Here is a 13,731-nt window from a genome sequence, read left to right as displayed (position 1 = left end):
AAGAAAAGTTTAGTTTTTCTAGTGGAACTAAGGTGAATTTTGAAAATTGGATCAACTTTTTCTGAAATTTCTGTTTAATCTCTGAACTAATTCTGAACTAGATTGGGTATACTGGAGAAAATAAAGACAAAGGAGTTCAGTATGGAACATATTGTAAAAATTGATCGTGTTTCTAAAAAATATGGAGACAAGCAAATTTTAAAGGATATTTCTTTTACAGCTAGGAGTGGTCGCATTACGGCTTTTCTAGGACATAATGGTGCAGGAAAAAGCTCGACCTTGAGGATTCTCTTGGGCTTAGATCGGGCGACAGCAGGAACTGCGACTTTTGATGGGCAAACCTATCAGTCAATGATTTATCCTCTCAAAACAGTAGGTGCAGCTTTTGACGGTATTGGAGGTCTGCCAAATAGAAAGGTTTACGACCATCTGCATATTATTGCTGCAAGTAATGCTATTCCGAAGTTTCGGATTGATGAGGTATTGGATATGACTGGGATCGCTCATAAGAAAAAGGATTTCTTATCAAGCCTGTCTCTAGGAGAGGGGCAGCGCCTGGGGTTGGCAGTAGCTTTACTAGGTGATCCCCAGTTTTTAATATTAGATGAGCCGACCAATGGACTGGATCCAAGTGGGATTAAGTGGTTTAGAAGGTTTATTCGCCAGCAGGCTGATTTAGGGAAAACCGTCCTTCTATCCTCTCATATTCTGTCTGAGGTACAAATGGTAACAGATGATGTAGTCTTGATTCATCATGGGCAAATTATCGAACAGGGAACGCTAGAAGATGTATTACAAGGAACAGATAGTTTAGAAGAGCTCTTCTTCGACTTAACAGAGGAGGTTTAAGATGAAAGAAACGATGTCCTTATTGCATTCAGAGTGGTTGAAAATCCAATCAACCAAGGCTTTCAGGGTAAGTGTGGTCTTTATGCTGTTATTGGTACCTGTTGTGTCATGGCTAGAGGGACGTCAGTATCTGTCTATCGGTTTAGATGCGACCCCTGAGACGGTTCCCGGTCTGGCAGAAGCTATTGATCCGCTTGAATATCTAGGTCTTAATGGCGCTTCTATGGGTGGTATGGTTTTAGTCATCTTATCTGGAATTTTGGGAGCAACGGAATTTCAGTCTCATAGCTTGCGAACCAGTCTATTGGCTTGTAATAACCGCTTGAAGCTACTTATGGGGAAAATATTGACCTTTGGTTTGTTTTCACTCATCATTAGCTTGTTATCCATTTATTTGAGCTATATTGTCATGCACTTGGCTTTAGGAAAAGAAGGGCTACATCCAATTTTACTTAATCAAGCTGCCTGGAGTCATCTTTTATGGAAGGCACTAGCTACTGCATTGCTAGGTCTCTTGTCCTTTTTATTGGGATTGCTTGGGCGGACGATGTTGCTTCCCTTACTCTTTCTTGTGCCCCAGCTCTATAATCTGGGAAACTACCTGGCAGCTCATACGAGTTGGGGTGCTTATCTGCCACAGCCCGCAGGAGAGTTATTTGTTGCAACGCCGACTTCCCAATATGCCAACAATCCCTTGCAAGGACTCTTGATACTAAGCGTATGGTTGCTAGTCATCGGCGTCATGGCCTCTCTGCGCTTTTTGAAGACGGATTTAGGAGGACGCTACTGATGATAAAAGCTCTGCTTAAAAGTGAATGGATTAAGTTTCGTTCTTACTATCTCGTTCTTGGTGTCGCCTTGGTGGCTCTGGTAGTCGTTCCTTTTTTTCTGATGAATCTTGACTACAGTCAGACAGCAGTTGGCCAGACAAAGGCTCTGAGTGAAGCTTTGCATGCTCTCTATCTGGCGCAGCCTGTCATCGTCATCTTTACTTCCCTCTATTTTGCCCAGGAGTTTGTCAAGTCTGGGATGCGAACGAATTTTCTAACCGTATCAAATAGAAAGGCTTGGTTGGCTGGGAAATTCCTTTTTCTGGCCGTTCTGCTCTTGGTTCTCTACAGTGTCATGATAGGCAGCTGTTTCTTTGTTATGCTGGCTCGATTTGACCTAGACTTTAGCTGGCCCTTACTGGGGAAATTCCTCTATTACAGCTCTTTTGGTCTTCTCAGCAATCTTTTTCTGGCTCTTTTAGCTGCTGGTCTCGCTTTGCTCTTTCAATCTTGGGTTGTGCCGGTGTCGGTGCTATTTCCTCTCTTGATTGGTCTTAGCCGTTTATTGACAACTTTTATCAAAGAAGCAAAGTACCTGCCCGATCTGGCTACGCTAAATCTTTTTGAGTATGAAGGGCTTCAGCATTCAATAGATCTATCAGGGTTGGGAATACAGCTGTTCTGGCTAGCTTTGATTTGGAGCTCTGCTATATTCTTGACCTTGAAACGAGATGTTCGCTAGAGGTATGCTATAATGGAAATCATGAGACAGTATCGTATTTTGGTGGTTGATGACGACCGGAGCATTTTAAAGCTGGTGAAAAACGTCCTAGAGCTAGATGCTTATGACGTGACGACGCTTGATCGGATAGAAGAGCTCGAGCTGACGGATTTTGTAGGATATGATTTGATTCTGCTAGATGTGATGATGGAGCCTGTTAATGGTTTTGAGCTGTGTTCCTACATTCGTCCTCATCTTTCGTGTCCAATTATCTTTCTGACAGCTAAGGAGTTAGAGGCGGACAAGGTGGAAGGGCTCTTTCGCGGAGCAGATGACTATATTGTCAAGCCTTTTGGGACCAAAGAATTGCTGGCGCGTGTCAGAGCTCATCTTCGGCGGGAGGAAAGACGGGAGGAGCGATATTCTGAAATTGCTTCTTGTCAATTTTATCCAGAGCGCTATGAAGTTGCCTATTTTGGTAAAGTCTTGAAATTTTCAGAGCGAGAGTTTAAGTTGCTGCATTTACTAGCTAGCAATCCCAAGCAGACCTTTTCAGCTGAACGCCTGCATACCTTGCTTTACCCAGAAAGCTCAGAAACACAGCTTCGCTCCATCTCAGAATACGTATATCAGATTCGCCAAAAATGCAAACAAGAAGGGCTGCAAGCAATCGCAACAGTGAGAGGAGTAGGCTATAGATGGCAATTAGAACCCGAAATTTCAAAAGCCTAGTTTGGACAACCAGTTTAAAAATCGTCTTTTTCCATGTTTTGATTTTTGTGCTTATAGGCTATGAATTTACGCAAGGAAGTGATTACGTTCTTTTCACCTTGTTCTTCTGGGCAGGGAGCTTGCTGCTGATTACTTTTTATCATATTTTGAAATTGCTCCGAAAAATCGACAGGGAAATAAAAATGCTAAAGAGCGAGAAGCTTTTAGAAGAAAATCAAAGTCAGCTTTTTCGGATTGAGGAAATGCTAGAAGTCTATAGCGATTTACGGAGCAGCCACCAAGAAAATGCTCGTCTTCTAGAAAGAGAGCAGCAGCATAATCAGGAGTTGATTTTACAGCTGTCAGCGACATCGCACGATTTGAAGACGCCCCTAACTGTGATTAAAGGGAACGCTGAGCTCTTGGAATTGGCGCAGTTGGGCCATCCACAGGCAGACTATGCTGCTGAGATTTTGCAGGCTAGTCACAAGATGGAAGAGTATTGTGGCTCTTTGATTGATTACGCTAAGACTTTTCAGATTGATTCTAATCAGTTCATTCAGCTTTCCTTAGGGGACTTTTTGGCTTATCTACAGGATGATTGGGCACTGTTCAGCAAACAGGAAAGCCATCGTTTCTACCTCCAAGAAGATTGTGAGCTTAGTCTGATTTTGTCAATTCATTTGGACTATCTCAAGCGAGCTTTGCTCAATATTTTACTGAATGCGCTTGAACATGCAGGCCAGAATCAAAAGGAAGTGAAGCTGATGGTATCAGTGCAGCAGGACCAGTTGGTTTTTGCTATCTGGAACAATGGCCCTGCATTTTCAGAGGAGATGCTGCTGGGAGCGGAACGGCTCTTTTATCAGAGTGACCAAAGCCGCAATTCAGCTAATCTCCATCATGGAATCGGCTTAGCCTTTTCTAAGCAAGTAGCTCTCTTGCACGGTGGTCGTCTGACTCTGCTCAATCCAGACCAAGTAGGAGCCTGTGTCGAGTTGACAATTTCATTGAAATAAATGAGAATGGAAAATCATAAAAACGCATAATACCAAGTGTCCAAAAGACTTGATATTATGCGTTTGATTTTTTTATTATGTAAAGATTTACTGGATTTTTATCTCGAATTGAGTTTTTGTCCAGCCTTGTTTATTTATTTGCGATACAAGCGATCGTATTGGTAGAATGGGTCAAAGGTTACGTTGATACCCAATTTTCGTAGGACATTCTTGTCTTCATCGGTCAGGATGATGGTTGAATGAGCTTCGCTTCCTTTGAGATTCCCAAGTTCTTCCATGGCACGCGCAGCATCAGGGTTTTCCATAGCCGTGATTGCAAGTGCAATCAAAATCTCATTTGAGTGGAGGCGAGGATTGCGACTGCCTAGATGGTTAATCTTGAGGCCTTGAATTGGTTTGACAACTTCAGGCTCAATCAATTTCACTTCCTTAGCAATGTCAGCAGATTTCTTAATCGCATTGATCAAGGCAGCGGCTGTAGGGCCAAAGAGCTCTGAGTTTTTACCAGTTACGATTTCCCCATTTGGTAATTCAAGGGCTAGGGCAGGGCCACCAGTTTCTTCTGCTTTTTGACGTGCAGCGACAGCAACCTTACGGTCTGCAGGTGTGATACCGAGGTCGTTCATGAGCAACTCGATTTTCTTGACAGCAGATTCGCCAACTTTTTCAGCCTTGAAGTCAAGAACTGTTTGATAGTAACGGCGAATGATTTCTTGTTTTGAAGCTTCGATAGCAGCTTCATCATCTGTAATAGCGAAACCAACCATGTTGACACCCATGTCTGTTGGTGAAGCGTATGGAGATTCACCAAGTATACGTTCCAACATACGTTTAAGTACTGGGAAGATTTCAATATCACGGTTGTAGTTGACAGTGGTTTCTCCGTAGGTTTGGAGATGGAAAGGGTCAATCATATTGACATCATCAAGGTCTGCGGTTGCAGCCTCGTAGGCCAAATTGACTGGATGATGAAGGGGCAGGTTCCAAACTGGGAAGGTTTCAAACTTAGCGTAACCAGACTTGATGCCATTAAGTTGGTCGTGGTACATATTGGACATACAAGTTGCTAATTTTCCAGAACCAGGTCCAGGAGCCGTCACGACGATCAAGTTGCGACTGGTTTTGATATAGTCGTTTTTCCCCATACCTTCAGAAGAAATGATGTGGTCCATATCCGTCGGGTATCCTTTAATTGGATAATGAAGATAGGAATCAATCCCGTTTTTATCTAACTGGTTGCGGAAGGCATCTGCAGCGGGTTGGCCAGCGTATTGTGTGATGACAACGGAACCAACAAAAATTCCTAATTCATTGAATTTATCAATCAAACGAAGAACTTCTTGGTCATAAGAAATGCCTAGGTCGCCACGCGCTTTAGAATGCTCGATGTTGCTTGCGTTAATGGCAATCACAACTTCAACCTGCTCTTTCAATTCTTGCAAGAGCTTGATTTTATTGTCAGGCTCATAACCAGGAAGGACACGAGCAGCGTGGAAATCTTCTAACATTTTGCCACCAAACTCCAAATAGAGTTTGCCGTCAAATTGGTTGATGCGCTCCAAAATGTGGTCGCGCTGTAGATTCAAATATTGTTCAGAACTAAAAGCTTGTTTTTTCATTTTTTTACCTCTGATCTCTATTATAATAAAAAATTGGAAGATAGGAAACTACGGAGTCAAAAAAGAAATCAAAAAGATTAGGCAAACGCTTGCACTAAGTTTTAAAAAGCGCTATCATAGACTATAGATTATGAAAATAATGAGGTAAGAAGATGCAAGAAAAATGGTGGCACAATGCCGTAGTCTATCAAGTCTATCCCAAGAGTTTTATGGATAGCAACGGAGATGGAATTGGCGATTTGCCAGGAATTACTAGTAAGTTGGACTATCTAGCCAAGTTAGGAATCACAGCGATTTGGCTTTCTCCTGTTTATGATAGCCCTATGGATGATAATGGCTACGATATTGCTGATTATCAAGCAATTGCAGCTATTTTCGGGACTATGGAGGACATGGACCAACTCATCGCAGAAGCTAAGAAGCGTGACATTCGAATTATCATGGACTTGGTGGTCAATCATACCTCGGATGAACACGCCTGGTTTGTCGAGGCCTGTGAGAATCCTGGTAGTCCTGAGCGCGACTACTATATCTGGCGCGATGAGCCCAATGATTTGGATTCTATCTTTAGTGGGTCTGCTTGGGAATACGATGAAAAGTCAGGTCAATACTATCTTCACTTTTTCAGTAAGAAACAGCCTGATCTCAACTGGGAGAATGAAAAACTTCGCCAGAAAATTTATGAGATGATGAACTTTTGGATTGATAAAGGTATTGGTGGTTTCCGTATGGATGTCATTGATATGATTGGCAAGATTCCTGATGAGAAAGTAGTCAATAACGGTCCTATGCTGCATCCCTATCTAAAGGAAATGAATCAGGCGACCTTTGGCGACAAAGATCTCTTGACAGTAGGGGAGACCTGGGGAGCAACGCCAGAGATTGCTAAGCTTTACTCGGATCCAAAGGGACAAGAATTGTCAATGGTCTTCCAGTTTGAACACATCTGTCTTCAGTATCAGGAAGGGCAACCTAAGTGGCACTACCAAAAAGAGTTAAATGTAGGGAAGTTAAAAGAGATTTTTAACAAATGGCAGACAGAGTTAGGAGTTGAAGATGGCTGGAATTCCCTCTTCTGGAACAACCATGACCTTCCTCGTATCGTCTCTATCTGGGGAAATGACCAAGAATACCGTGAAAAATCTGCCAAAGCCTTTGCGATCTTGCTTCATCTTATGAGGGGGACTCCTTATATCTACCAGGGTGAAGAGATTGGGATGACCAACTATCCGTTTGAAACACTGGACCAAGTAGAAGATATTGAATCCCTCAACTATGCGCGTGAAGCTCTTGAAAAAGGCGTTCCGATTGAAGAAATCATGGACAGCATCCGTGTCATTGGTCGTGATAATGCCCGTACCCCAATGCAATGGGATGAAAGCAAAAATGCTGGCTTCTCAACAGGTCAACCTTGGTTGGCAGTTAATCCAAACTACGAAGAAATCAACGTTCAAGAAGCACTGGCAAATCCAGATTCTATTTTCTATACTTATCAAAAACTCGTTCAAATCCGTAAGGAAAACAGTTGGTTGATTCGAGCTGATTTTGAATTGCTCGATACGGCGGATAAGGTCTTTGCCTATATACGCAAAGATGGCGACCGACGTTTCTTAGTTGTGGCTAACTTGTCCAATGAAAAACAAAACTTTTCAGTAGAAGGGAGAGTTAAGTCAATCTTGATTGAAAACACTACTGCTAAAGAAGCAGTTGAAAAACAGACCTTGGCTCCGTGGGATGCTTTCTGTGTGGAACTAACGGATTAAAATAAGTGAACAGCACCGCAAAAGTTAGATTTTTTCTGTCTGACTTTTGGGGTGCTGTTTAATTTGTGGATGTTTTTAAATTTTACAGATAGAAAAAGAGAAGACCAACTGGTCTTCTCAACGGGGGAACTGAATAATTAGAAAGAATCAATCAAAGAGGGTTATTAGTCTTTGAAATTCTTTTGGAAGATGAGGAGAGACAAGATAGAAGTAATGGCTGCCAAGAAGAGGAAAGCAGTTGCTTCTTGTTCCCCAGTTGCAGGGAGTTCTCTTTCCTTGTCTTCTTTGACCGTAGCTGTAACAGGAGCTTTTTCATCTTTTGCTGATGAATTATCTGTTACGGCTGGAGTCGGTTTTTCAGTCTCTCTTGGTAGAACATACTCAGGAAGAGTCACAACTGGTGGCGCTTCTGTACCAACTGAGCTTTGTTTGCTACCTACCTCAATCACTCGATCTTGAGCTGGAGTTGCTTCTGTTTGGAGAACCTTGCGATTGTCACCATCCACTTCAACATACTCAACTAAAAGACCGTCTTTTCCTTCTGATAGAACATGCTCTTTTCCTTTGTCTAATTGTGGGTTTTCGTGACGAATAGTCTTGAACGGTACGACCTTATTGACGATTTCCAAGCTTGGAAGTGTAAAGACAAGGTCTTTAACCCCTTCCTCAGGACTTGAAGACGTAATTGGTTTCTCAGGCTGAGCAGGTTTCTCAGGTTCAGCCGGCTTTTCCGGTTGAGCTGGAGTTTCAGGCTGAGCAGGTTTCTCAGGTTGAGTTGGCTTTTCCGGTTGCGCTGGTTTCTCAGGTTGAGCTGGAGTTTCAGGCTGAGCAGGTTTCTCAGGTTGAGCAGGTTTCTCAGTCTCAGCAGGTTTCTCAGGTTGAGCAGGTTTTTCCGGTTGCGCCGGTTTTTCCGGTTGCGCCGGTTTTTCCGGTTGCGCCGGTTTTTCAGGCTGAGCCGGAGTTTCCGGTTGCGCTGGAGTTTCCGGTTGCGCCGGTTTCTCAGGTTGCGCCGGTTTCTCAGGTTGAGCAGGTTTCTCAGGTTGCGCTGGAGTTTCAGGTTGAGCTGGCTTTTCCGGTTGAGTCGGCTTTTCAGGCTGAGCAGGTTTCTCAGGTTGAACTGGAGTTTCTGGTTGAGCTGGCTTTTCCGGTTGAGCAGGTTTTTCCGGTTGCGCTGGCTTTTCAGGCTGAACAGGTTTCTCAGGCTGAGCAGGATTTTCCGGTTGCGCTGGTTTTTCAGGCTGAGCTGCTTCGAGCTTGCTGATTTGTTCGAGAGCAGTTTCAAGTGCTTTGTTGACTGCTTCCTGAGTCTTAGCTTCTTGGATGGCAGCAATGGCTTGGTCAGCAATTGCTAACAATTGCTTCTTAGCTTCCTTGTTGGATCCAAGCTCAGCGACTTTTTTCTCGATAGCTTTTGCCAAGCTGTCCATAGCCTTATCGTACTCAATTTCCGGTTGTTTTGGTTGAGCAGGTTGTTCAGGTTGATCAGGTTTAGAAGGTTCTTCAGGCTGTTCAGGTTGATCTGGACTAGGTTCCTCTTGCCCTCTTTGATAGTTCTCGTCCTTGGACAGGATATCTTGTAAGGCGCTGACAGTCAACATGACTTCTTGAACATCCACTGCATCAGCACTGAGTTGGTTTCTCAATTTTTCTAGATTTGCTTGGAAAGCTTGACGTGCAGTAGCTGTATTTTTCAAACCTGCTGGATCAAAGTTTGACAGATCATCTTTCCATTTAGAGATAGACTGGATGATATCTGCCTTACTGTAGAGTTCACTGCCTTCGCCACGAGTGATGAATTGGTCTACCTGGATACCGATATTTCGAGACAAATCGTTTCGATCAGGATCGAGTTGAAGGGTGACTGCGTGCAAGTTTTCGTCCAGACCTTTTAGGCTAACCAGAGTTTGATTGCCTTGGCGTTGGGCAGCGTGACCGCTAAAGTATTTCTTACCATCAATAGTCGAAGCATTTCCCATACCCTCTTGGTAAGGAACTTCTTTGCCGTCGAGGAATACCTTGTAGATACCATGATTTGGATCGACATAGCCCTTGATATCAAGTCCAGTACCGTAGAAGTAGGCTGTGACAGTTGTCTTTTTCTTTTGCTCATCAGTTAAGCGACCAAAGGAAGCCCAAGACTCCGTCTTTTGGTATTTGTCTGCCGAATTGGTTTCATGGTGCCAGCCAGGACTGTAATCCAACTGACTAGCTTGGTCATCATAACTTGTTTGGTCCTTGATCAGCAATTCAGCTTTCATCACTTGGATGGTTGCATCGGTAGCAAAACCGAGCAGGGCACCATCAGTGACAGAAGTGAGCTTGGCTTTGAAGTCAAAGACAGAGTCGGCTTGTTCAGTAAAGTCAATCGTTGGGATGGTCACAGTCTTTTCTGTTTCTCCATCTTCAAAAGTCACATCTTGAGTTGTATCTTGGTAAACTTTACCGTGAACCCCAGTTCCAGGTTCTGTGATGAAGCGAACAGTAGCAGCTCCCTTGCTTCCACCAACACGTTTAATTTTAACAGTGACTGGTTTTCCTTTTTCGACTTCGTAGTTAGTAGACTCAAGTTCAAACATCCCTTTGCTATCATTGTTTAGGGTGTAGATCCCTTCTGTAGCAATTGGTTCGCCTGTTTTGTTCACGAGGGTAATAGTGTGTTGGCCTGGTGCTAAATCGCCTGTCTCAAAGACTTTTTGGCTGCGTTTACGGCTAGCATTCTTAGTTTGGACATCGGCAACCTTTTGACCATCAACGTAGACAGACATTTCTCCATGACCTGGGTCGACTGTAGAGACGACATAGGCCTTGGTTCCTGTGAAGGTATAGCTTACTTTGGCATCTTTTTGATTGGTCCACATAGAAGTGCCACGAACACCTTCAGATTCATTGTACCAAGTTGTTCCGGCTGTATCTGCCGTTGTGTTTGAGTGGTATTCAAGTCCAAGAGGGTAGCCATCAGTCTTTTCAATGCTGCTTGGTGTCTTGTAGACTGAGAAGTTGGTCAAGATTGGAGTTGCTTGAGCACCAGTGATGGTTACACGGATTTTTTGTGCTTCTACAGGCTTGCCTTGAACCAAGCGACGGTAACCAACGGTCGAACCTTCGCCGTATGTCACCCAACGTCCGTTGATTTCAACTTCAATCTTGAAACCAGAGATACGTTGACCTTTGGCGATATCTTCCTTGAGTTCAACGACGTCAAAGCGTCTCTTTTGCCCCAAATCGACTGTAAAGCTTCCAGTTGTGGCATCATTTGAGAGCGCCCAGCTGGTGTCATCTTTACCGTCTGTGAGGTGGCTTTCCTTGTAAAGGTGGTTTTGACGAGTAGAACTTGCTGTTACAGTCGCGCCTTTGGCAAAGTCAGTCGCATACATTTGGTCTAGGGTTGCCTTGAATTCCTTCAAGCGAGCCACATCTGCATCTGCGAATTTTCCTTCTTTATTTGGTGGAATATTGAGAAGGAGTGGGGTTCCACGACCAACAGACTTGAAGTAGATGTCCATCAACTCTTTGAGTGATTTCGGTTGTTGATTGTCATGATAGAACCAGCCTGAACGGATCGAAACATCAGCTTCCCCTACAGAGTACATATCGCCATCTGGGTCACCATGGTTGAGGTATTCATTTTTTACATCATCTGTGATGTTGGCTCTTTTAACTTTATGCCATACAGGGTCGCCTGCGATTCCCCGTTCATTTCCGATCCAGCGAACGCTTGTTGGTTGAGCAGAGAAGATAGCGATATCTCCTTCGGCTTCTTTGATGTATTTGAACCATTCATCAAAGGTATAGGTTACTTTTTGGGCACCGCTACCACGTGCACCGTCCATCCAAACTTCGATAAATTTCCCTTTGTTACCGTATTTCGGATTACCAAGGATTTCTTTCAGCTGGTTGAGATAGTATTGGTTGTATTCTTTTTCGGTTGCGACATGGTATTTAGGATGGTTGGCATCCCATGGTGAAAGGTAAACACCCATATTCATGTCATACTTGCTAGCAGACTTGGAAACTTCTTCGAGAAGGTCACCCTTTCCATCTTTCCATGGGCTAGCAGCTACGGTATGGTTGGTGTACTTAGATGGGTAAGCAACGAAACCATCGTGGTGTTTAACAACCATAATGGTTCGTTTGAAGCCCGTTTCCTTCAGAGTGCGAATCCACTGGTCAGTATCCAAGTTGGTTGGATTGAAGTACCGGGGGTCTTCTTTCCCATTTCCCCATTCAGAATTGGTATAAGTGTTCATTCCATAGTGGATGAAGGCTGCCAATTCTTCCTTGTGGTAATCGAGTTGAGCCTTGCTTGGAAGAGGTCCATGATTGCCAATCTCGGTTTCTTTATCTTCTGGATGAGCGACTGGTGGAGTCGGTGTCGTTGGATTGGCTGTATCAGCGACTGGCTCGTATTCAAAGACGACCTCATTCACACCTTTATGCTGGATCCTTGCTTCCAGGCTGGTTTTGACTGGACGGTAGCCAGCAATGTCTTTTGCATGGAAGGTGTTGACAAAGGAAACGTCATACTCTTGACCTTCATTGTTATCAACTGTCGCTTCCGCTAGTTCAGTAGTGGTTCCTTTTTGACGGTAGTAAACTTTGAAGGAGCCTTTGTTGACTTTATAGACCACCTTGATGACACGTGTACCGGCAGGCGCTTTGCTGACAACATTGTAATCTTCAGTCCAAGTATCTTTTAGCTGTTTATTAACTGCTACGCCATCAATGGATACAATTTCGTATTTGTCTTTATTCTTCTGATAGAAGTCCGTCTTCTCAATTTCTTTTTTGAAATTATAGTCAAATGGCGAATCAACAGCTGTCTGTTCGATAAAGGTGTCATTATCTTTGACAGGATTTCCTTCTTCGTCTTCGTGTTGAATAACCACACGACCGTATTCAACTCCCTTGGTCAAGGTAGCAATCCCATCTTGGTTGAAGGAATATTCGTTGCTTCCGATAACAGCTGTTTCGTTCCGAAGCATACGTCCTTCATCGGTAAAGTAGTAACGATTTCCGTTATCACCTTGGTACCAGCCTTTCACACCATACTTGGCAATCATGTCCTTCACCCATTTCAGTTGTTCAGGTGAAAGGACGAGTCCGCCACCAAAGCGATCCTTTTCAGCCACACCATTGTCAACGGTTCCGTGTTGGTGAACCCCCAGAACTTTTCCTTGGCTATCGACAATCCCGCCACCAGACAAACCAGATACAGAAGTGGTTTTGTAGGTAATACCGGTTGTTCCCTTATCATCATAGGACTCAACAGATCGGATGGTCCCATCTGCCTTGTAAAGCTGACCAGCTAGGATAGGTTGTTTCAGTTCTTTTGAGCTCGAGTCAGTTGGGTAGCCAATCGTACTGATGGCTTCTCCCGGCTGATGTGTCTTGTGCTCCGCTAAAGGCGCAAAGGTTGCTGCTTTGTTTGGACTAGCAATCGGAAGAGGAATAGGAGCTTCTACAAGAGCAAGGTCATTCTTATAGCCTTTTCCAAACTCTTTCTTGTTCCAGAAATGTATGTCTTTTTCTCTGAATAAAACCGTAGTCCCAGAAGATGGCAGTGAGTTTTTCTTTTCGCTGTTTGAACCAACGTTATAGTAAAACTGGGCAGATTTTCCACCACGAATGTGACCTTCGCTAGTTTCTTTATTGGCTTCTAGGAAGTTATGAGCAACGGTAAGGATCAGGTTAGGTGCTACAAAGATACCTGAGCCTGAAACGAGGTAGCGTTGTTCTCCTGCATTGTAAGTGCTGTAAACCATAGTAGCAGCAGTAGCAGGTTGTCCCTCGTAGTTGATGTGTTTGAGGTCTTGTCCACCGTTAATGATGGCACGGTTTCCGTTCTCAGCTTCTTTTGGAGCTTCTTCCTTGTCCTTTAGAATGCTCTTAGTTTCTACTTTTGGACTAGCTTTCTGGTCAACGATAGTAGTCGTATCGAGTTCTTTGACAGGTGTGTCTGGATAGGCACGGTCCTGAATGTCTTCAGGGAGCAAGTCAGCACTGTTGGTATCTGCAGCAGGTGTTTCTTGTTTTTCAGCTTCTACACGGCCTTCTTCTTTGACTGGTTCAACCTTGGTCTCTTCTATATCTGCTACTTGTTTCATTTGCTGATCTAAATTGGATGTTGTGGCAGGAGACGTTTCGTCTGCACGCACGGTTCCAGAAGCAAAAAATGCCAGTCCGACGATAACAGATGCCACACCTACAGTCAACTTCCGAATGCTAAATGTTTGCCCTTTTTCAAAAAGGTATCGATTCATAATATACTCCTAGTTTTTA

The 13,731-nt window shown here is 43.8% G+C and carries 8 protein-coding genes; 6 read left to right on the top strand and 2 right to left on the bottom strand.

All coding sequences use genetic code 11. From position 1 onward, the window contains the following. Positions 1 to 141 precede the first annotated feature (141 nt). From EL140_RS08200 to EL140_RS08180, 5 genes are read left to right on the top strand one after another with little or no spacing between them, the layout of a single operon-like run. The gene (locus EL140_RS08200) at positions 142 to 849 is read left to right on the top strand and encodes an ABC transporter ATP-binding protein (RefSeq protein ID WP_000400162.1); all 708 of its coding nucleotides are present in this window, start codon (positions 142 to 144) and stop codon (positions 847 to 849) included. Position 850: 1 nt separating this feature from the next. Next, positions 851 to 1,639, top strand: coding sequence for a lantibiotic ABC transporter permease (locus EL140_RS08195; protein WP_000665373.1), 789 nt, complete (start codon positions 851 to 853; stop codon positions 1,637 to 1,639). Then, on the top strand, positions 1,639 to 2,361 hold the full coding sequence (locus EL140_RS08190; protein ID WP_000588279.1) for a hypothetical protein: 723 nt from the start codon (positions 1,639 to 1,641) through the stop codon (positions 2,359 to 2,361). The genes EL140_RS08195 and EL140_RS08190 overlap by 1 nt, the downstream gene beginning before the upstream one ends. 12 nt (positions 2,362 to 2,373) lie before the next feature. Further along, positions 2,374 to 3,072, top strand: coding sequence for a response regulator transcription factor (locus tag EL140_RS08185; protein WP_000404920.1), 699 nt, complete (start codon positions 2,374 to 2,376; stop codon positions 3,070 to 3,072). After that, entirely contained in the window at positions 3,039 to 4,070 is a 1,032-nt protein-coding gene (locus EL140_RS08180; RefSeq protein ID WP_001007878.1) for a sensor histidine kinase, read from the top strand. The genes EL140_RS08185 and EL140_RS08180 overlap by 34 nt, the downstream gene beginning before the upstream one ends. Before the next feature lie 134 nt (positions 4,071 to 4,204). On the opposite strand, the gene EL140_RS08175 is transcribed toward EL140_RS08180, so the two are convergent. Further along, positions 4,205 to 5,689: a DUF1846 domain-containing protein gene (locus EL140_RS08175; protein WP_000743595.1), complete on the bottom strand. Its 1,485-nt coding sequence runs from the start codon at positions 5,687 to 5,689 to the stop codon at positions 4,205 to 4,207. A gap of 152 nt (positions 5,690 to 5,841) precedes the next feature. On the opposite strand from EL140_RS08175, the gene EL140_RS08170 reads away from it, so the two are divergent. Further along, positions 5,842 to 7,452 (top strand): glycoside hydrolase family 13 protein, encoded by a 1,611-nt coding sequence (locus EL140_RS08170; protein ID WP_001156795.1) that lies wholly within the window; start codon positions 5,842 to 5,844, stop codon positions 7,450 to 7,452. Between the two features lie 164 nt (positions 7,453 to 7,616). Here EL140_RS08170 and EL140_RS08165 read toward each other — a convergent pair whose 3' ends face one another. Further along, positions 7,617 to 13,712, bottom strand: coding sequence for an alpha-L-fucosidase (locus tag EL140_RS08165; RefSeq protein WP_001083119.1), 6,096 nt, complete (start codon positions 13,710 to 13,712; stop codon positions 7,617 to 7,619). Positions 13,713 to 13,731 lie beyond the last annotated feature (19 nt).

The organism is Streptococcus oralis ATCC 35037 (genome assembly GCF_900637025.1).
GTDB lineage: Bacteria > Bacillota > Bacilli > Lactobacillales > Streptococcaceae > Streptococcus > Streptococcus oralis.
The sequence above is the reverse complement of the archived record's forward strand: the minus strand, read 5'-3'. Positions and strand labels throughout refer to the sequence as shown.